The organism is Candidatus Ishikawaella capsulata Mpkobe, assembly GCF_000828515.1.
Taxonomy (GTDB): Bacteria; Pseudomonadota; Gammaproteobacteria; order Enterobacterales; family Enterobacteriaceae; genus Ishikawella; species Ishikawella capsulata.
In genome coordinates, this window is the sequence record NZ_AP010872.1 from 717,888 (window position 1) to 739,590 (window position 21,703).

The following is a 21,703-nucleotide window of genomic DNA, read 5'->3' on the forward strand; positions in this document are numbered from 1 at the left end:
GTTCTTAAACTCGAGGTCATTATAGGAATGTTTAGAATAAATATTCATTAGTCATAGTGACAAAATACAGTTAAATAATCATGAATACTTAATATTAAACATCAATTATAAAGTTAATTTATCCTTCAAATGAAATTTGAAAATGAATAACTTTATTTAAAGTCATTAAATTATATCAATGCAGTTTTAGAAGAATTAGCATTATTCAATATTTCAAGATTGTAACTTTTGGGAAAAATTATTATTAGATCATAGTATAAATTTCATAACTATCTATTAAACTGCGGTCTAAAAAAACAACCGCAGTTTGAATGAGCATATTATTAATAACGACTTGGTAGTTATATAATAGGATTATATTAAGTCAAATTTGCATTGATAAATTTTATCAATTGTTTTTTTGTAACAAAACCTATCTTAGTTCCTACTACTTTGCCATTTTTAAATATTAATAATGTTGGAATACCACGAAGGTCATATTTCGGCGCAACTTTTGGACAATTGTCAACATTCAGTTTTGCAATAGTTAACTTATCAGCATATTCTTCAGCTACTTCTTGAAGTATAGGTGTCATCATTTTGCAAGGACCACACCATTCAGCCCAAAAATCTACTAAGATTATACTCTTAGCATTAATAACCTTCTCATGAAAATTTTCATCAGTCAGTTCAATGATTTTATTAGGCTTCATATTATTAGTAGCTCCACATGACAATGGTTTAGTTGAATTGTTTGTATTTATTACTGGCATTATATATTGATGATATATTTATGAAATAATAATTTCATTATAACATATTATTTAAATATATTCAATAAAATTTAATTTCTATATGTTTTCTTTTATGGATATAAAAAAATATATTTATTTAAACCAATTATTCCAAAATAACCTTTTAGTTAATATTTAAATGATAGTGATTTATTACTACATAATTTTGATAAACACAAGTAAAATTTTTTAAAATAATTAAATATCTTAAATATATTGATTTATTGACACCAACTTGCCGTGGTCATCAGCTATATCAGTTTCGAAATATATACAATTTACTTTTGTTAATTGATGGATTATTCTTCCCATATTCTCTTAATGAAAAAAGTTCTTGTATATAAAATAATGTTATGCTAATTGTTTCTCAGTATATTATTGATGTCTATATTTTTTTTAAAATAAATAAATTACTAAATAAAACTATAGCAAGTTATCAGCAGTAATATATTGATATTTAATAAATATTCTGTATAACTAGTTATTAGTTTCTGTCCCTTATTTGATAATATGGGATACATCTTCAACCAATTTCTTAATTAGTATCAATAAAATGGCAGATAAACGTAATATTTTTCTGGTTGGGCCAATGGGTGCGGGAAAAAGCACAATTGGCCGTCAATTAGCACAACAACTAAATGTGGAATTTTATGATTCGGATCAGGAAATTGAACGTCGCACTGGTGCAGACATAGGATGGGTATTTGATGTTGAAGGAGAAGTAGGATTTCGTAAACGCGAAGAAAAAATTATTTCTGAATTAACAGAAAGGCAAGGAATCATTTTAGCTACAGGAGGAGGATGTATTACCTCACCTCAAACACGGAAATGTTTGTCTGCTAGAGGAATAGTAGTATATTTAGAAACTACAATTGAAAAACAAATTTCACGAACACAAAGGGATAAAAAACGTCCATTGTTACAAGTTGATTCTCCTGTTAATGAAGTACTGGAAAAACTAGCAAAAAAACGTAATCCATTATATCAAGAAATAGCTGATCTTATTATTCGCACAGATGATCAGAATGCTAAAGCAGTAGCTAATCAAATCATACAGATATTAGATAAAAAATCATTACATTGTATGTGGATGTAGATTAAGCAAATAGGTTAATAAATCTTACTATGGAGAAAATTACAGTATCGATTGGTAAAAGCAGTTATCCAATTACAATTGCTTCTGGCTTATTAACAAATCTGATCACTTTTTTGCCTTTAGAGCAAAAAAGTACTGTCATGATAGTTACAAACCAAACGTTAGCTCCAATTTTTTTAAAAGAAATAACTCAACATTTAAATAAACAAGGTATAAAAGTCAATAATGTAATTTTACCAGATGGTGAAAAATATAAAACTTGGGAAAGTATAAATTATATATTTAATGAATTGCTAAATAACTTACATGGCCGCGATACTATATTGATTGCTTTAGGGGGCGGTGTTATAGGCGATTTAACTGGTTTTGCAGCGGCAATTTATCAAAGAGGTATAAAGTATATTCAAATTCCTACAACATTTCTGGCACAGGTAGATGCAGCAATTGGTGGAAAAACAGGAGTAAATCATGAGTTAGGCAAAAATATGATAGGTGCATTTCATCAACCTATTGCAGTGATAATTGATACAGATTTTTTATTATCATTATCCTCTCGACAGTTTGCCTCAGGAATAGCTGAAGTAATTAAATATGCAGTAATTTTTGATGAACAATTTTTTTATTGGCTTGAGCAAAATATAGATGCATTAATATCTTTAAATCCGCAAGCGTTAGAATATTGTATTCGTCGATGTTGTGAATTAAAAGCTAATGTAATATCATCTGACGAAAAAGAGATTAGAGGAATACGTGTTTTATTAAATTTTGGTCATACTTTTGGACATGCTATTGAAGCTTATATGGGTTACGGCAATTGGTTACACGGAGAAGCAATTGCAGTTGGCATGATCATGGCTGCGCGCACTGCAGAACATTTAAAAATTTTCCAATCTCAACACACTAATAGAATTATAGCTTTACTACAAAGAGCTAAATTACCAGTAAATGGACCTATTGAGATGAAAGCAACAGATTATTTACCCTATATGCAGCGCGATAAGAAAGTATTTTCTAAAAAAATGCATCTTGTTTTACCTACCAAAATAGGTAGTGCAATCTTACATAAGAGTGTTTCAGATAAAATCTTAGTAGCTGCTATAAATGAATGTAGAATCTTTACTGAATTGAAAAATAATATTCAAATATGACAAAAACATATAGTATATTTATTATAAGTAGGATTGTCAGCTATTAATAAGTGAATAAAAATATAAATGTGTCTTATTTCTTGATGCAAGAAAAAATCCTTTAAATTTTATTAAAAAATAAACTATAAATTTTAATTAATATATGCTCTAATTACTAGATTTAAATTAAGTGTTTCTTAAAAACAAATTAAAATTATTATTGTTGAACATCATAATATGTAATAATAAATTATTAGTCTTTTATCAGTAATGCTTCAAATTTATTAAAATGATATTTTAATCTGTATTCGTATATTGTGTATATAAATAAGTTTTGTAATATTTTTTGATATTAAAGATTAAACATTGTTACTAATATACTATTAACTAAGTGATTAGATAAAAATTATTGCTGTTTACAGTAACCAAAACACATATTATTACTAGCTGTAGTACAGCAATATTTAAGATATTCGTAACAAAATTGAGATAATTGCATGAAACACTATTTATTAGCACCTTCAATACTTTCCGCAAATTTTGCCTCATTGGGGGAAGATATTACTAAAGTAATAACCGCTGGTGGAGATATTATTCATTTTGATGTAATGGATAACCATTATGTTCCTAATTTGACAATGGGTCCTATGATACTAAAATCATTAATTAATTATGGTATTAGAGTTCCTTTTGATGTTCATTTAATGATTAAACCTGTTGATAATTTGATTCCTGCTTTTGCCAAAGCAGGTGCAACTTATATTACATTTCATCCAGAAGCTAGTGATCACATTGATAGGACATTACAAATCATTAGAGAACATGGATGTAAAAGCGGTTTAGTTTTGAATCCAACTACATCCTTAGACTATATTGAGTACATTATGGACAAATTAGATATAATCTTATTAATGTCCGTAAATCCAGGTTTTGGAAATCAAAAATTTCTTCCAAACATATTAAATAAGTTATGTAAATTAAGAAAAATTATCGACTTTAGTGGATATAATATACTTATCGAAATAGATGGTGGTGTGAAAATTGATAATATAAGACAACTTGCTATAGCAGGAGCAGATATTTTTGTTATAGGTTCTGCTATTTTTAATAATAGGGACTATAAACAAGCAATAGATGCCATCAGAAAAGAAATAAGCATATAATATATTTTATATGAATCTTTATTAATGCAATAATAAATTTTTATACTATAAGTATGAGTATAGGATATTATAATGACTAAACCTATTGTTTTTAGTGGCGCTCAACCTTCTGGTAAGTTAACTATTGGTAACTATATGGGAGCATTAACTCAATGGGTAAAAATGCAAAATGATTATCATTGTTTCTATTGTATTGTTGATTTACATGCTATTACAGTGCGTCAGGATCCAAAATTTCTCACAAAAAATATTCTAGATACAATAGCATTATATTTAGCATGCGGGCTTGATCCTAATAAAAGCACAATATTTATACAATCTCATATACCAGAACATACTCAATTAAATTGGATTCTTAATTGTTTTACTAGCTTTGGTAAATTAACTCATATGACTCAATTTAAATTGAAGTCTCTTAAACAATCAGAAAATGTTAGTGTAGGTTTATTTAACTATCCTATATTAATGGCATCTGATATATTACTATATCAAGCTAATTATGTACCAGTAGGAGAAGATCAAAAACAGCATTTAGAATTAACTCGAGATATAGCAAATCACTTTAATATGCTTTATGGTAATACGTTTAATATTCCACAAATTTATATTTCTAAACGGGGTTCACGTATAATGTCATTATTAGATCCTAGAAAAAAAATGTCTAAATCTGATATTAATCGTAATAATGTTATTGAAATATTAGAAAATGCTCAATCTATATTCAATAAAATAAAACAAGCAGTAACTGATTCTGATAAACCTGCTGATATTCGTTATGATCTAAAAAATAAACCAGGTATTTCTAATTTATTAGAGATACTTTCTTGTATAACTGGTAAAAGTGTAAATGACTTAGAACGTGAATTTAAAGGAAAAATGTATAATCATTTAAAATATGCAGTTGCTGATGCAATTGTTAAATTGCTAACAACATTACAAAAGCGTTATTATCATTATAGGGGAGATGAGAAATTTTTAAAAACAGTAATAGACGAGGGAGCAAATAAAGCACGTGATAAAGCAAAAAAAACTTTTAGAAAAGTATATGAGAAGTTAGGTTTTTTAAAATAATTATTACGAGTAAGTATAATATATTTATTAAGTATATATCGCATATATTATCATTCAATAATAATTATTGGTAAATCTTTAAAAGATATTTTGATTAATTACGGTAAATTAGTTAATTTTTAAATAGGATAATGAAAATTATATGACTGAATGGGTAAATGCGGAAGTAATAGATATTATCAACTGGACTGACTCTTTATTCAGTTTACGTATAAACGCACCAATTGCAAATTTTATTGCAGGTCAGTTTACTAAATTATCTTTGAATGTTAATGGTAAGCGCATATCGCGGGCCTATTCATATGTTAATGCACCATCTCAAAAATTATTAGAATTTTATGTTATTAATATACCGGATGGCAAATTTACTCCAAAACTTTTAAAATTAAAACCAGAAGATAATTTAATGATAGCTAAAGAAGCTTCTGGTTTTTTTATTATAAAAGCAATTCCTAAATGTGATAATCTTTGGATGTTAGCAACTGGAACTGCTATTGGGCCTTATTTATCAATTTTACAACAACGAGATGGACTAGAGAGATTTAAAAACATTATTTTAGTACATGCTGTAAGATATATAAAGGATTTAAGTTATCTACTACTTATGGAAGAATTAAAAGAAATTTATCAAGGAAAATTACATATTCAAACTATAATTAGTAGAGAAAAAAAACACGGACATTTACATGGTAGAATTCCTTGTTTAATTAAAAATAATTTGCTAGAAGAAACAATCGGTATATCAATAAATAATGATAATAGCAATCATATTATGTTATGTGGTAATCCTCAAATGATCGTGGATACCCAAAAATTATTACAAGAATCACGTAATATGTATAAAAATATGAGAGATAAACCAGGTCATATTACCACAGAAAACTATTGGTAAGAGAAATAATACACCATGTTATGTATGGTTTATTTAAAAAAGGATTTTATAGTATATTCATGTTTTAATAAAAACATTAATACATTCATTGGCTTATTTATAGTATGATAAAAAATATATGGAGATATATTAGTGAAATATCCTTTAATTATAGGAAACTGGAAACTTAATGGTAATAAATGTACAATAGTTAAGTTAATAAACGATTTAAAACAGAACCTCTTAGGTGTAAAAGGGTGTAAGATAGCTATTGCTCCACCTTTGATTTATTTGGATCAAGCGAAATGTTTGCTGGAAAATACTGATATAGAACTAGTAGCACAGAATGTAGATGTTAATAAAAACGGTTCTTTTACAGGTGATATTTCCGCAGATATGTTAAAAGATATAGGTGTTAAATATATTCTGATTGGACATTCAGAAAGAAGACGTTACCATAACGAGAGCAATACATTTATTGCTAAAAAATTTACAATTATTAAAGAAGTCGGATTAATACCGGTCTTATGTATTGGAGAAACCGAAGAAGAAAGACAAGCACGTAAAACTCAGGAGGTATGTATTACCCAACTAGAAAGTATATTCGAACTACAAGGAATATCTATATTGGAAGATGCTATTATTGCTTATGAACCTATATGGGCTATAGGGACAGGTAAATCTGCTACCCCCAGTGAAGTACAAAAAACCCATAAATTTATCCGTAACTATATTTCCAGTATAGATTTTAACATATCCCAACAATTAGTTATTCAATATGGTGGTTCTGTAAATAATAAAAATGCTTTAGCATTTTTTATGCAACCTGATATTGATGGTGTGCTAGTAGGTAATGCTTCTCTAAATGCAGAAATTTTTGCAGATATTATAAAATGTGCAGTTTCAATAAAAAAATATTAATAGAGTTTTTTTGCTGTTTCAAATAAATCTTTTTTGAATGAATGTTTTATATTTTTTAAAGCATATCCAATATCATTATGTACCATATTTTCATTTTTAATGCCTACACAATGCCCACCATATCCCTGCATAATTAATTTAATAGCATAAGCACCCATTCTAGAAGCAAGAATGCGGTCATATGCACATGGAGCACCTCCTCTTTGTATATGTCCTAAAACTGTAGCTCTAGTTTCCCGTTTAGTCTTTAATTCTATATAATTTGCTAATTCGTATATATCACAAATATTCTCAGTAATAGTAACAATAGCATGTTTTTTACCTTGCGCAATACCAGCTACTATTTTCTTAACTAAATCATCTCTAGAATAAGGGATCTCTGGAATCACAATATATTCACATCCACCAGCAATAGCTGCTGTTAAAGTTAAATCACCACAATATCTACCCATCACTTCTACTATAGAAATGCGTTGATGAGATGAAGAAGTATCTCTTAAGCGATCTATTGCTTGTACTACAGTTTCCAGCGCAGTATAATATCCTATAGAATAATCTGTTCCAGCTGCATCATTATCAATAGTTGCAGGAATTCCAATGCAAGGAAAGTCCATTTCTGTAAGTAGTTTAGCACCTATATATGAACCATCGCCTCCAATCACAATTAAAGCTTGTATATTATCTTTTCTCATATTTTTTATAGCAATTTTACGTATTTCTTCCAAATTAAAATCCGGAAAACGAGATGATCCTAAAAATGTACCCCCACGATTGATAATATCAGCTACGCTATAGTGATTTAGATTAATTATCCGATTTCTATATAAACCAAGATATCCCTCATAAATACCAAATATTTCTAACCCTTCACTTAAAGCTGAACGGACAACTCCACGGATAGCTGCATTCATTCCTGGAGCATCACCACCACTGGTCAAAACAGCTATTTTTTTTATCATGATAACCCCTGATTTATTCAAAGTAATTTTAATTAAAATAGAATATTTGTAATCATTATTAATGATAACATAAATTATATTCATATTATAGATCTTTTAAAGAGTATTTATTTTTTAATTTTCCATACAGTTGGGAATAATACGTGCTGGTATACCTGCAGCAGTTGCATAAGCAGGAATAGAATGAAGCACTACCGATCCAGCTCCTATTTTTGCTCCACATCCTATTTCAATATTACCTAGAATTTTTGCACCAGCTCCAATCATTGCACCTTGACAAATTTTAGGATGTCGATTACCACCTACTTTTCCAGTACCACCTAACGTTACTGATTGTAAAATAGAAACATTATTTTCAACAATTGATGTTTCTCCAATTACAATACCAGTAGCATGATCTAACATAACACCATGACCAATTTGAGATGCTGGATGTATATCAATAGCTAGAAAGGTAGAAACCAAATTCTGTAGATAAATAGCTAATGAATTACGTCCCTTTTTCCATAAGCAATTTCCTATTCTATAAAATTGCAATGCATGAAATCCTTTAAAATAAAGTAACGGAACTGAATATTGCTCTACAACGGGATCGCGTTTATATACGGCCTGAATATCATAAGCAGCTGATTCTATAATGGAAGGATTTTGAATATAAGTTTCTTCGATCAGATTATAAATTTCTAGAGAAGGAATGCTAAAATTCGCTAATTTATTGGTTAATATGTAATTTAAAGCACTAGCAAGATTTATATGATTAAGCACTGTATTATGGTAAAAACTCGCCAATACAGGCTCACAATCTGATAAGCTTCTCGCTTCACTTTTTATTTGATACCAAATTAATTCTAATTCTTCCTTAGACATAATCTCTCTCCTTATAAAATACCTACAGTATTAATTTGTAATATTATTTTTATCTCCTTAGAGGTACATTTTAATCAATAGAAAGCAAATTTTCTTACAGATTTTTACAAAAAATATTTTATAAATTTATTCAGTAATAGTTTTTATTTCTTTTGTGTTTTGGTAACCTTACTCAACGTTTAATGCTTCTCTTAACATAATACCAAAATGAAAAGGATTATCTATAAAGGTCAATATTAAATACTTTATAACTAACTATAGCTACTCCAAAGCTATTAATTATGTGCTTGAGTAAGCATGGCTGCTCTGGTATTTTATTCAAAATCTATAGCATGAAAATTATTCACTAATAGCTATGTTTTTTACTACTTTACTAATATATACGCTAATCCAATCTGAGTTAACATGGATATATTGTTATTATCATAATTTCTTGTATAAAGATTTATCTAATTCTTTTGCAAAATAAGTAACATCAAGTAGAACAGAACTAAAGACAGTAATATCATTTCATATGCTACTACATCATGCAGTAATTTACCAGTATAGTCCAAATAAGGTATGTATTTCAACGAAATTTTATTTTAGTAAATATTTACTTCACGGAATACTGCTAACAATAAATTCTAATACTAGGTTTATAAAAAAATTTCATAAAGGAAATAAGAATTTTACTATTGTAAGTTATTCAGCTTAATAAGATGTTGAAGATTGTCAATCTATAAGAATAAGGTGCACTCTTATTTATTAGTTAAATTTGGCAGAGGCAGTGCTGTATGAACCAGCACTGAGGAGGAGAATACCTGTGATTGATCATAATGAGTCTTGAAATCATTAATTCTGTTATTCAAATAATAGTTCACAATTAATTAATTACAGCTAAATGGATAAGAGGTAAGGTACCTACATGATACAAATATATTCATAAGAATAAGATTCGAAATGAGCAATATTTTATTACAGAATATCATTTCTAATAAATAATTCATACCGTGATACCTTACCTAAAAAGAAATATCTGTATCTGCTCTAACCGTAACTAGAATACATAAAAGAACTTCATATATATTATTAGTAAATTTAGAACAAGTATCCAGATATATGTTCAGGTATTCATTTTATTTAAAAATCTTAAGAAAATTAGTTGCTTCAAAGCATATACAATTAACATAAATAAACTGGATCTGCAAAATTTATTTTAAATTTTGATGTAAGATCATATTTAGTCTTAGTATTTACAAATAATCAAGATTATTCCTTTACTTTAATAAAGGATCTAACTCTGCTCGAGCATCTAATTCATATAAATCATCACATCCACCAATATGCTTAGAATTAATAAATATCTGAGGTACACTAGTACGACCACTACGTCTAATCATTTCTTTTCTTTTACCTGAATCAGTATCAATACGAATTTCTTTAAATTCAACTTTTTTCTTTTTTAATAAATCTTTAGCTTTATCACAATAAGGACAGGTCATGGTTGTATACATTTCGATATTTAAAACCTTTTTTTCCCTATTTAACATTTATTATTCCTTATTTAACATAGTTTTTTTGTTTATAAAAAAATAGATTCTTTGAAAAGAAAATTTTATCTTTAAAAGATATTTTTATTTTAAACATTAATTATGAGGATTATATCATATAAGTCTACAAAATACAAATTTACTTGTTATATTTAATTATTCTTATTTATACATTATATTACTATTATTCGTATATCAAGAAAAATATTTATGTTTTTTAATTATCATAGAAACCTATGAAGAAGATCATGCAATCTATCCAGCAACTTTTGATCTAGTAACGAATAAACACTTTGATATTATTAATTGTGAACCTTTATTTTTGATAAAGTCATATTAGCTGTCACGATCAGTACTAATAAACAATTTTTAACTTTATGCGAAAAAGTTGATTTTTCTGAATAAATGACAGCTTACTTAAATAACCTACAAGTTATAACTTTTAATGGTTTATTGGCTTATTTTCGTTAAAGTATAAGAATATTGCTTGTGTATTGATCAAATCATTACGCCACGCACGATATTTATATCGTTAACGTCAATTGCTAAAATGAGTCCTCATATCTGTACTAAATTAGAAACAATATTCTTAATACCATCTGATCAATACTGTTTATTATATTTCTTATTTATTGGAAATCGCACAACAAGGCAGTCAAGTATCAAATTTTTGATATTCTATAACTTTAATTTTTTTTATGAATAATAAGTAACTAATTAAAAATTAAATTTGACAATTAGTGCACCAATAAGTGCTTCTTTGTCTTTGTTTTTCTCTTTTGATTGGTTGTTGACAAATATAACAAGGTTTGCCATCGCGTTTATAAACTTGTAATGAATTATTAAAATTTCCTGGCATACCATCAGTTTGTAAAAAATTTTGTAAAGTAGTGCCGTGTTTTTCAATGGCACTTAATAGTATATCTTTAATACTATCAGCTAATTTGATAGTTTCTACTAAATTCAAATTGTCTATTAAACGATTTGGATCAATACGAGACATAAAGAGACATTCATTAGCATAAATATTTCCTATTCCTGCTACTATTTTTGAATCCATTAACCAGGGTTTAATAGGAGTATATTTTCTACGAGAAATTTTAAACAAATAATTTCCATTAAAATTATTACTAAGAGGTTCTGGTCCTAAAGAATCTAATAATGGTGTTTTGTTTATATCAATACACCATAACCAAGCTCCAAATCGACGTTGATCATTATAACGCAGAATCTTACTATTAGTCATGATTAATTCTACATGATCATGTTTATCTTTAGGAAAGCTTTGGTTTGAAATACGTAAATTACCTGACATACCCAAATGAATTATAATCCATCCTTTAGAAAAGGCTAATAGAAGATATTTACCACGTCTTTTTACTTTTAATAGCATTTGATTTTTTAAATTATAAATTTCTAAAGCAAATGGCCAACGTAAAGATGGATTATATACTCTTATATCTAAAAGAGTTTCTCCCAATAAATGAAATTCAATGCTTCTACGATATGTTTCTACTTCAGGTAATTCAGGCATAATTTTATTATTGCAACAGTTAAATTTAATAGTTTACTTAAGTTTTACTTCTTTATAAAGCACATGTTTGCGTATTACTGGATCAAATTTTTTAAGCTGAATTTTATCATTTTTATTACGTTTATTTTTAGTAGTCGTATAAAAATGTCCTGTACCAGCTGTTGAAATCAGTTTGATCTTTTCCCGAGTACTTTTAGCCATAATTAATTTCCTTAATGATTAGTATTTCATTTTACTTTTACTTACACGTAGGTTATTTAAAACCACATCTATACCTTTTTTATCAATGGTGCGTATACCTTTAGCGGACACACGAAGAGTAATAAAACATTTTTTACTTTCAACCCAAAAGCGATGCGAATGCAAATTAGGTAAAAAAAAGCGTTTTGTTGCATTCATAGCATGAGATCTATTATTACCTGCCATAGGACGTTTTTTAGTTATTTGACATATTCTGGACATCTTTATTTCCTAATTTATTATTGATAAATAATCATAGTAACATATAAATAAACTTAATATAATATTATTATTACATAATACATCAATTAATTTTTATTAACAAAATATTTAATATGAAAAATATTGATTTAAAAATACTCGATAATCGCTTAGGAAAAATAATTTCTATTCCTAATTATGTTACGCCTGGATCTGCAGGACTAGATTTAAGAGCTTGCATTCCTAATATATTAGAGCTATTTCCTAGTAAGAATGAGCTAATACCCACAGGTTTAGCTATACACATAAAAGATCCAAATATTGCAGCATTTATTCTTCCCCGTTCTGGTTTGGGTCACAAACATGGTATAGTATTGGGTAACCTAGTAGGTCTTATAGATTCGGATTTTCAAGGACAATTAATGGTTTCTATATGGAATCGTAGTGATAAAAAATTTATTATTCGTCCTGGACAACGTATAGCACAATTAGTATTTTTTCCTATTGTGAAAATTAAATTCAATATAGTGGAACAATTTGATACTAGCATACGTGGTGATGGCGGATTCGGACATACAGGCTGCCAATGATAAGTTATTAATCCTAATTATCTTTTTAAATGCCAAAAATTTTTTTGTATTCTCTTAATTTTTTTAGATGAGTTAACATTTCAGGTTTTTGTTCAATATATGAAATTATATCGCTTAAATTAATAAGAGAATTTACTTTGCATTTATATTTATTTTGTATTTCCTTAACAGCTGACATGTTATTATCATTTCCATATTCTTGTCTATCTAGGGCAATTAATACTCCTACTAATTCTGCTCCTTTACTTTTAATAAGATCTACTGACTCATGAATAGATGAACCTGAGGTAATCACATCGTCTAGTAATATAACTCGTCCTTGGAGAAGACTACCGACAATAATCCCTCCTTCTCCATGAGATTTTATTTCTTTGCGGTTAAAACAATAAGGAATATCATATTTATAGTCATTTGATAATGATATGACAGTAGTAGCAACCAGAGGAATACCCTTATAAGCTACACCAAATAATAAATCACAATCTATTTGAAAATCTAATAATGCTTTTGCATAAAAATAGCCAAGCTTAGCTAAAATAGCGCCGCTATTAAATAAGCCAGCATTAAAAAAATATGGACTTTGGCGATTTGATTTTAAAGTAAAGTTACCAAATTGTAATATACCTTTATCTATTATATATTTAATAAACTCATCCTGCCATGCTTTCATTTTTTATTCTCTAAAGAAAGTAAAATTAAATAACTATACTATATTCATAGTCTATATTATAGTGAATATATAATATATATACAAGATTGATATTATTTAATATACCCAAATTTGTATAAGGGAATTATTGATAAATATAAATTTTTCTAAGTTGATTGACAAATCATTTAATTAGACTATTTTCATACTTATATGAATAATACTAACATGTATTAGTTATTATAATTTAATAATTTTTAAATGAGAATTATTTTATGATTCGCAGTATGACTTCCTATACATATCGAGAATTCAATATTAGTTACGGTAGAGGGGCATGGGAATTACGTTCAGTTAACAAACGATACTTAGAAATAACTGTGTATTTACCTAAACAGTTTCGTGTTTTAGAGCCTATTATACGTGAAAATATCAGTAATTATATTACCAGAGGTAAAATAGAGTGCAGTCTATATTTTAATGGTGATATAAATACAACATATAAATTATTCTTAAATGAATCGTTAGCAGCACAACTAATACAAGCAGCAAATAAAATTAAATTGCAGAGCAATCAAGGTATTATCAATCCAATTGATATTTTAAGTTGGCCAAATGTAATTTCTTGTCAAGAAACAAATTTTAAAAATATATATCCAGAATTATTAAAAATTCTAGCCGATACATTAAAAGAGTTTATTATAGTAAGAGAAAAAGAAGGGATTGAATTAAAAAAATTCATTCAACAACGTTTAGTAGCTATCATGAAAGAAGTGCAGAAAATACGAAGAATAATTCCAGAAATAAAAACATGGCAGAGAAAACGCCTCATGACTACATTAAAGCAAATTGAAATAAAAATTGAAAATAAACGTATAGAACAAGAATTAGTAATGTTAGCACAACGTAATGATATTACAGAAGAATTAGATAGGTTAGATGTCCATCTTAAACAAACTGTTAATATATTAAATAATAAAGGTCCTATGGGACGTAGATTAGATTTTATGATGCAAGAATTTAATAGAGAATCCAATACTTTAGCATCAAAATCAGTCAATATAGATGTTATCAGCGCTGCCATTGAATTAAAAGTATTGATCGAGCAAATAAGAGAACAAATTCAAAATATTGAATAATATGTATATAAAATATTATTTGATATTCATCATATTTTACTAATATAGAATATTTTTCTATCTTTTGAGTAAAGATTAAAAATTTTTAACAAAAATCACAGATTTTATCATATATTTCATGATATATAGTATATCTATATATTGCTTATAGTTGTAGAACTCAAGATTATTTTTTATTTAAGAAAAAATTATGGTTAAATATCAAGGTAATATTTATATTATTTCAGCTCCCAGTGGAGCAGGTAAATCTAGCTTAATTAATGCATTATCAAAACAAAAGCTACCATATGAAACAAAAAAATCTATTTCCCATACAACTCGTAATATTCGACCCGGTGAAATGAATGGTAAAGATTATCATTTTATATCTAAAGAAGAATTTCAAAAAATGATTGATTCCCATTTTTTTTTAGAACATGCAAAAGTATTTAATAATTATTATGGTACTGCATATAGTACAATAACAAACATTACTAATTATGGTATAAATGCTATTTTGGCTATTGATTGGCAAGGTATGCAACAAATCAAAATTAAACTTCCTGAAGCTAAAAGTATTTTTATATTACCTCCGTCTATAGAAGAACTAGCACGTCGTTTACGTAATAGAGGACAAGATAACGAAAAAACTATTTATGCACGCATGAAAGAAGCTATTCTAGAAATGAGTCATTATTGTGAATATGACTATCTTATCATAAATAGAGATTTTAGTTCAGCTCTGTTAGAACTAAAGAGTATTATTCATGCAGAACAACTGAAGATGAGTCTTCAAAGAAGAAATCATTGTTCACTTATTAATAAATTACTAGCAATTTAAATATGTTTAATTATCATTATTTTTAACTTGGAGTATTATTTATGGCGCGTATAACAGTTCAAGATGCGGTAGATAAAATTGGAAATCGATTTGATTTAATATTAGTAGCTGCTTGTCGTGCACGACAAATGCAAACAAGTGGTAAAAAACCGCTAATTCATACAGATAATACTGATAAAGTGACTATTATTGCACTTCGTGAAATTGAGCAAGGTTTAATCACTGAACAAATATTAACTGAAAACGATAATGAAGATGATTTTATCAATTGAAACAATTGTTTGTAGTATAAGTATAAATAATTGTCAATTAACTTAGAAATAAATATTATTTTGTTATACTAATTTATTTTCATGCGAGTGCAGTATATAAATGATATAATGAAAAATTATACATTTAACATCTAGCAGGTATTCAATCCATTTATTCTTTCTTATGTTATTGAAAAATATAAAAAGGTGTTTTATAGATATATGTTATTTCTCTCTAGGTCCAAGATATATCACAGATATTATATATTGCCATTACCTGATATGATCATTGAATGGCAAATATATTTGTCATCAATATAGCACAAATGGTAGAAGCAATCTATATTAATTATAAATACCTTAAGTTGTGCTGGTATTACTCAATAATCACAAGTATTAGTAACTGATTCATAGATAATTTAATCTATCAGTTATTTACTGATTAAATATTAATATAATTATATATTTTGCAGCAAGCAAAAATTTTTATTATGATATACTTATCATAATAAGATTTTATCTCAATTTAATTGAGTTGTTTGATTAATATTTTTCTTGCACATTTGCGTTCATTTTCAGAAAGATAACGTTTCCGTATACGTATTGATACAGGAGTAACTTCGACTAACTCTTCATCATCAATAAATTCTATAGCTTGTTCTAAAGTCATTTTTATAGGTGGAACTAAAATAGTAGCTTCATCGCTACCACTAGCTCGCATATTGGTTAATTTTTTTCCTGTGAGACAATTAACAGTTAAATCATTAGAACGATTGTGTATACCTACAATCTGTCCTTCATACAATGAAGTGCCATGATCAATAAATAATCTTCCACGTTCTTGCAGATTAAAAAGAGCAAATGCAATTGCTTTACCTTGTCCATTAGAAATCATGACACCATTTTTGCGTTTAGCAATTTCACCTAATATCAAATTATCATAATGACTAAATCGAGAGTACATAATACCTGTACCTGAAGTCATCTGCATAAATTTAGTGCGAAATCCTATTAAGCCACGAGTAGGAACAAAGTATTCTAATTGTAATCTTGACTTATGATTATTTTTAGTAGTAATAGTTTTTAACTGTCCTTTACGTTCTCCCATAGCTTGAATTATATTGCCCTGATAAGATTCTTCTATATCTAATATAACATATTCAAAAGGTTCTTGCTTGCAGCCATGGATTTCACGAAGTAAAACTTTTGGTCTAGAAACAGCTAGTTCAAACCCTTCACGTCGCATATTTTCAATTAAAATTGATAGTTGTAATTCTCCTCGACCAGATATGCAATATACGTTTTGATCTTGGGTTTTTTCTAATTGTAATGCAATATTATTGATAGTTTCTTTTTTAAGACGTTCAAATAATTGGCGAGAAGTAATATATTTACCTTCTTTACCAGAAAATGGTGATGTATTAACATGAAAATACATTGCAACTGTAGGTTTTTCTATGCGAATAGGTGGTAAAGAATTTTTAATTTGAATATCGCAGATGGTATCTGAAATATTTAAAGGACCTAATCCAGTAACAGCTATAATATCTCCAGCTTCAGCTTGATTAATTTCAATCCGTTTTAAATTTAAATAAGTTAAAATTTTATTAATTTTACCGCTACGACTTTTTCCTGAACTATCTATGATATTAACCTGTTGATTTAATCTCATTCTCCCTTGTATAACACGACCAATACCAATGATACCTAAGTAATTATCATAATCCAATTGAGATATTTGCATTTGTAATGGTGCTGTCAAGATTACTTGAGGATAAGGGACATGATCGATAATTGCTTGATATAATGCAGTCATATCTTTTCCCATATCTGTCTCTTTATTTCCAGCTATACCCTTTATAGCTGAAGTATAAATAATTGGAAAATCTAATTGTTCTTCTGTAGCATCTAATCTTAAAAAAAGATCAAACACTTGATTAAGCACCCAAGCTGGACGTGCTTCAGGACGATCAATTTTATTGACTACTACTATAGGTTTTAAACCATATGTAAAGGCTGTTTTCGTCACAAAATAAGTTTGTGGCATAGGTCCTTCGGTTGCATCAACTACTAATAATACTGATTCTACCATAGACATTACTCGCTCTACTTCACTACCAAAATCAGCATGTCCAGGAGTATCAATGATATTGATACGATAATTATTCCATTTGATACCAGTATTTTTGGCAAGTATAGTGATTCCGCGTTCTTTTTCCAAATAATGTGAATCCATTACACGTTCAGATATCTTAGAAATACTATTAAAAGTACTAGATTGTTGTAACAGTTTATCTATTAAAGTAGTTTTACCATGATCAACATGTGCAACAATAGCTATATTACGCAATTTTTTATTCATAATTTTCCTTTAATAAGATAACAAATCCATACAGATATTAATTAGGTAAATTAGTAATTTATTTAATATAGTACTAGATATAGTAAAATAAATAATATATATTTGTTTTACTCACTAAATTGTTGATGATATTAATAAAAATTATGTCTGCTATTAAATATCATTGCACTCATTTTGTAACTAGTGCACCAAATATTAATGTTCTTCCGAAGAATCAGGGTATTGAAATTGCTTTTATTGGATACTCTAATGTAGGTAAATCAAGTACAATTAATACATTAACAAATAAAAATAGACTTGCCTATATTAGTAAATATCCTGGATCTACTAAACTAATAAACTTGTTTAAAGTATCTATAGGAAAATATATTGTTGATTTACCTGGTTATGGCTATAGTAAATTGCCAATAGATATTCAAAAAAATATTAATAATATTATAAAAAAATATTTAACCTACAGAAAACAATTAACAGGTTTAGTAATAGTAATGGATATTCGCTATCCTTTAAAACCGTTAGATTTAAAAGTTATATCATGGGCAATAAAATCTAAGATATCAGTACTTATACTGTTAACTAAAGCTGATAAATTAAAGCCTAGTCAATGTATATTTCAATTAAATAAAGTAAAAAATTTTACTTTATCTATGTCTGCTACTATAAAAGTAGCAATTTTTTCTTCGCTTAAAAAAATAGGAAGAAAAGAACTTAATGCTATTCTTAATTCTTGGTTTCTACGCATGAATTAATTTTAGTGATTACATTTCACTTATTTTTTTTTAATGTGCTTCATACCAATTTTTTCCGATATTTAATTCTACTTTCAACGGAACATCTAGAGTTATACTACTTTCCATCAAAGATATGATTTTTTTTTTGGCTATACAGACGAAATTTAGATCTACTTCAAATACTAATTCATCATGCACTTGTATTATCATCTTGATTTTTTCTTGGTCATGCTGTTGTGCCCACAAATCTAGGCTAATCATAGCACATTTGATAATATCTGCTGCAGTACCTTGCATTTGGGCATTAAATGCGGCACGTTCAGAAGCTTTACGTAATTTGTATTTAGCAGAATTTATATTAGGTAACCAAATTCGACGTCCACTTAGAGTTTTGATATAACCTTCAGCTGTCTGAGAACGTATATTATTAATATAATCACGAACTTTTGGGTACTTCTGAAAATAAAGATCTATGTATTTTTTGGCTTCTGAGGAACTAATATTCAAATGACTAGAAAGTCCAAAAGGACTTATTCCATATATTACACTAAAATTTATTGCTTTAGCAATACGACGTTGTTTATTGCTAATATCACTTAACGGTATATGAAAAAATTCAGAAGCGGTGATAAGATGAATATCTTTTTCTTCATTAAAAGATGTTATTAGATTTTCATCTTTAGAAAAATGAGCTAAGATACGTAATTCTATTTGAGAATAGTCTGCTGATAAGATACATTTACCGGTAGATGAAATAAATGCTTTTCGAATAAAAATATTTCTATCATTATTCCCTACTGGAATATTTTGTAAGTTAGGTTTTTTAGAAGAAATACGTCCAGTTGATGTCTTTGCTTGATTATAAGAAGAATGTATACGTCCGGTAATTGGATTAATTAACTGTATTAATTTGTTAACATACGTTGATTTTAACTTATGAAAATAACGATATTCTAACAAAATTGAAGGTAAAGAATACTGTTTTGCTAATTCTCTTAATACTTCTTCTTTCGTTGATGGTGTCCCCTTGGGGGTTTTTTTGTTTGGTGTTATTTGGTATTTTTCAAATAAAAATTTTTGGATATTTCTAACTGATAAAATATTAAAAGATTCACCGACTAATTTATAAGCTTGTTCTTGTAAATTAAATAAATGCTCATTTAGTATTTCAGAAAAATTCTTAAGGATACAAATGTCAACTAATGTACCATTTTTTTCTAATCTTGAAATAACATTTACCAATGGCATTTCAATATTTTCAAATAAAAATTTTAATTCTTTTGTGCTTTCTAAAATAGGCCACATTTTATAATGTAACTGCATAACTAAATTAGCATGATTTGTGGTATAAAATATTGCTTCATGTAAAGAAGTACTGTTTATAGAAAAAGAATTTTTATTTTTTATAGCAATATTGTTAAAAAAACTATTTTTATAGCCTAACCATCTTTCAGATATACTGATAATATCATGTTTTCCGGAGCTACTATTTAGTATATAAGACTCTAACATAACATCAAATTTAATACCTTTTAATTCAATTCCATATTTTTGAAATAATCCATAAGAATATTTAATATTATGACCAATTTTATAAATATTACTATCTTCCAATACAGGTTTTATTTCTTTTAATACAGTTTGATAATTTAGCGGTGGTAGTGGATTATCATAATGATATACTAACGGTAAATATATTGTCTTATCAAGATCTAGTACAAAGGCTATACCAATAATATTTGCGTTAAATACATCTGATGAATCAGTAAATAGACTAAACGAAAATATTTTACTTGCTTTTAAAGAAGATAAAAAAAATTTAAACAATTTACTGTTAATTATAGTGATATTGTTAACAGCAATCTTATTATTGTCTGATAATAGTTTAATTTTTGATATACCATTTGCCATCTTTCAGTTCTTTTATCCATTTTCTAAATTCATAACGCTGAAATAATTTATCTAAATATATTATATCTGTATCCCTGGATATTTGAATGGACTTAGATAAATCTATTTCAACATCAGTTTTAATAGTTGCTAGTTTATAAGATAGAAAAACTTGCTCTTTATGTTCCTTGAGTTTTATTACTATATTTTCTGCACCACGCAAACCTAAAGTAGATATTTTATTAATATTATCGTAAATAGCTTGTATTCCCGGTAAATTTCTCAAAATAATATTAGCGGTTTTTTTTCCTATTCCTGGCACACCAGGAATATTATCTGAACAGTCTCCAGTTAAAGCTAAATGATCACTAATTAAAGTAGGTGGTACTCCATATTTTTCTTCAATATCTTGGGGTCCAAGAACCTCATTATTAACCATATTAATTATTTTGATATTACTAGAAACAAGTTGCGCCATATCTTTGTCTAAAGTGCTAATAAGAATTGAGTAACCTTTTTGTTCTCCTTGCAATGCTAATGTACCAATAACATCATCTGCTTCTACATTAGCTACAGATAACACCATGAAACCCATAGCCTTAATAATATTATATAGAGGATTTATTTGCTCTTTAAGTTTTTCTGGCATTATTTTTCTATTACTTTTATAAGGTTTGAATAATGTATTTCTAAAATTATCTCCTGTTTCGTCAAATATTACTGCCATATGATTAGGTGTATAATATGTTAATAGTTTTTTAATCATTTGCAGCATGCCATATATAGCTCCTGTTGGTTCTCCTAAGCTATTTGTTAATAGAGGAAAAGCATAATATGAGCGATATAAGTGAAAAGACCCATCTACTAATATTAATGAATTATTTATTTTTATACCATAAGTTTAAATTTAACATGT

The 21,703-nt window shown here is 27.5% G+C and carries 19 protein-coding genes and 2 pseudogenes; 11 read left to right on the forward strand and 10 right to left on the reverse strand.

What is annotated here, in order from left to right; translation table 11 throughout:
- Positions 1-359: 359 nt before the first annotated feature.
- A complete protein-coding gene (trxA, locus tag ICMP_RS03150) occupies positions 360-692 on the reverse strand; it encodes a thioredoxin TrxA (RefSeq protein WP_041069899.1) in 333 nt (110 codons plus the stop codon).
- A 634-nt stretch (positions 693-1,326) separates the two neighbouring features.
- On the opposite strand from trxA, the gene aroK reads away from it, so the two are divergent.
- The 6 genes from aroK (at position 1,327) to tpiA (ending at position 7,022) form a co-directional block, all read left to right on the forward strand.
- Positions 1,327-1,869: a shikimate kinase AroK gene (aroK, locus tag ICMP_RS03155; RefSeq protein WP_041069901.1), complete on the forward strand. Its 543-nt coding sequence runs from the start codon at positions 1,327-1,329 to the stop codon at positions 1,867-1,869.
- 29 nt (positions 1,870-1,898) lie between these two features.
- Positions 1,899-3,017: a 3-dehydroquinate synthase gene (gene aroB, locus ICMP_RS03160; protein ID WP_041069904.1), complete on the forward strand. Its 1,119-nt coding sequence runs from the start codon at positions 1,899-1,901 to the stop codon at positions 3,015-3,017.
- Between the two features lie 476 nt (positions 3,018-3,493).
- Positions 3,494-4,159 (forward strand): ribulose-phosphate 3-epimerase, encoded by a 666-nt coding sequence (gene rpe / locus ICMP_RS03165; RefSeq protein ID WP_041069906.1) that lies wholly within the window; start codon positions 3,494-3,496, stop codon positions 4,157-4,159.
- Between the two features lie 72 nt (positions 4,160-4,231).
- Positions 4,232-5,230, forward strand: a complete 999-nt coding sequence (gene trpS / locus ICMP_RS03170; RefSeq protein WP_041069909.1) for a tryptophan--tRNA ligase — start codon at positions 4,232-4,234, stop codon at positions 5,228-5,230.
- Between the two features lie 142 nt (positions 5,231-5,372).
- A complete protein-coding gene (gene fpr, locus ICMP_RS03175) occupies positions 5,373-6,122 on the forward strand; it encodes a ferredoxin--NADP(+) reductase (protein ID WP_041069911.1) in 750 nt (249 codons plus the stop codon).
- A gap of 132 nt (positions 6,123-6,254) precedes the next feature.
- Positions 6,255-7,022, forward strand: a complete 768-nt coding sequence (gene tpiA / locus ICMP_RS03180) for a triose-phosphate isomerase (RefSeq protein ID WP_041069914.1) — start codon at positions 6,255-6,257, stop codon at positions 7,020-7,022.
- On the opposite strand, the gene pfkA is transcribed toward tpiA, so the two are convergent.
- From pfkA to rpmB, 6 genes and pseudogenes are all read right to left on the reverse strand, one after another.
- On the reverse strand, positions 7,019-7,981 hold the full coding sequence (gene pfkA, locus ICMP_RS03185) for a 6-phosphofructokinase (RefSeq protein ID WP_041070201.1): 963 nt from the start codon (positions 7,979-7,981) through the stop codon (positions 7,019-7,021). The two genes, tpiA and pfkA, sit on opposite strands and share 4 nt — an antisense overlap.
- A gap of 135 nt (positions 7,982-8,116) precedes the next feature.
- A pseudogene (gene cysE / locus ICMP_RS03190) lies at positions 8,117-8,848 on the reverse strand (serine O-acetyltransferase); the annotation flags it as partial.
- 1,259 nt (positions 8,849-10,107) lie between these two features.
- Positions 10,108-10,380, reverse strand: a complete 273-nt coding sequence (gene grxC / locus ICMP_RS03195; RefSeq protein WP_041069917.1) for a glutaredoxin 3 — start codon at positions 10,378-10,380, stop codon at positions 10,108-10,110.
- Positions 10,381-11,104: 724 nt separating this feature from the next.
- Positions 11,105-11,914 (reverse strand): bifunctional DNA-formamidopyrimidine glycosylase/DNA-(apurinic or apyrimidinic site) lyase, encoded by an 810-nt coding sequence (mutM, locus tag ICMP_RS03200; RefSeq protein ID WP_041069920.1) that lies wholly within the window; start codon positions 11,912-11,914, stop codon positions 11,105-11,107.
- A 33-nt stretch (positions 11,915-11,947) separates the two neighbouring features.
- Positions 11,948-12,115, reverse strand: coding sequence for a 50S ribosomal protein L33 (gene rpmG, locus ICMP_RS03205; protein ID WP_041069923.1), 168 nt, complete (start codon positions 12,113-12,115; stop codon positions 11,948-11,950).
- A gap of 18 nt (positions 12,116-12,133) precedes the next feature.
- Positions 12,134-12,376, reverse strand: a complete 243-nt coding sequence (rpmB, locus tag ICMP_RS03210) for a 50S ribosomal protein L28 (protein WP_041069926.1) — start codon at positions 12,374-12,376, stop codon at positions 12,134-12,136.
- A 113-nt stretch (positions 12,377-12,489) separates the two neighbouring features.
- On the opposite strand from rpmB, the gene dut reads away from it, so the two are divergent.
- The gene (dut, locus tag ICMP_RS03215) at positions 12,490-12,945 is read left to right on the forward strand and encodes a dUTP diphosphatase (RefSeq protein ID WP_041069929.1); all 456 of its coding nucleotides are present in this window, start codon (positions 12,490-12,492) and stop codon (positions 12,943-12,945) included.
- Between the two features lie 25 nt (positions 12,946-12,970).
- Here dut and pyrE read toward each other — a convergent pair whose 3' ends face one another.
- Positions 12,971-13,615 (reverse strand): orotate phosphoribosyltransferase, encoded by a 645-nt coding sequence (gene pyrE / locus ICMP_RS03220; protein ID WP_041069932.1) that lies wholly within the window; start codon positions 13,613-13,615, stop codon positions 12,971-12,973.
- Positions 13,616-13,869: 254 nt separating this feature from the next.
- Between pyrE and ICMP_RS03225 the strand changes: the two genes are divergently transcribed.
- The 3 genes from ICMP_RS03225 to rpoZ all read left to right on the forward strand — a co-directional run bounded on the left by ICMP_RS03225 (position 13,870) and on the right by rpoZ (position 15,825).
- Positions 13,870-14,733 carry a YicC/YloC family endoribonuclease gene (locus ICMP_RS03225; RefSeq protein WP_041069935.1) on the forward strand — a complete coding sequence of 288 codons (864 nt, stop codon included), beginning with the start codon at positions 13,870-13,872 and terminating at the stop codon, positions 14,731-14,733.
- Positions 14,734-14,923: 190 nt separating this feature from the next.
- Positions 14,924-15,553, forward strand: a complete 630-nt coding sequence (gmk, locus tag ICMP_RS03230; protein ID WP_041069938.1) for a guanylate kinase — start codon at positions 14,924-14,926, stop codon at positions 15,551-15,553.
- 41 nt (positions 15,554-15,594) lie between these two features.
- On the forward strand, positions 15,595-15,825 hold the full coding sequence (gene rpoZ, locus ICMP_RS03235; protein ID WP_052456845.1) for a DNA-directed RNA polymerase subunit omega: 231 nt from the start codon (positions 15,595-15,597) through the stop codon (positions 15,823-15,825).
- Positions 15,826-16,330: 505 nt separating this feature from the next.
- Here the strand turns inward: rpoZ and typA are convergent.
- Positions 16,331-18,166, reverse strand: a complete 1,836-nt coding sequence (gene typA / locus ICMP_RS03240; protein ID WP_041069942.1) for a translational GTPase TypA — start codon at positions 18,164-18,166, stop codon at positions 16,331-16,333.
- Positions 18,167-18,309: 143 nt separating this feature from the next.
- On the opposite strand from typA, the gene yihA reads away from it, so the two are divergent.
- Positions 18,310-18,915, forward strand: coding sequence for a ribosome biogenesis GTP-binding protein YihA/YsxC (gene yihA, locus ICMP_RS03245; RefSeq protein ID WP_041069945.1), 606 nt, complete (start codon positions 18,310-18,312; stop codon positions 18,913-18,915).
- A 30-nt stretch (positions 18,916-18,945) separates the two neighbouring features.
- Here yihA and polA read toward each other — a convergent pair.
- A pseudogene (gene polA / locus ICMP_RS03250) lies at positions 18,946-21,679 on the reverse strand (DNA polymerase I).
- Positions 21,680-21,703: the final 24 nt, after the last annotated feature.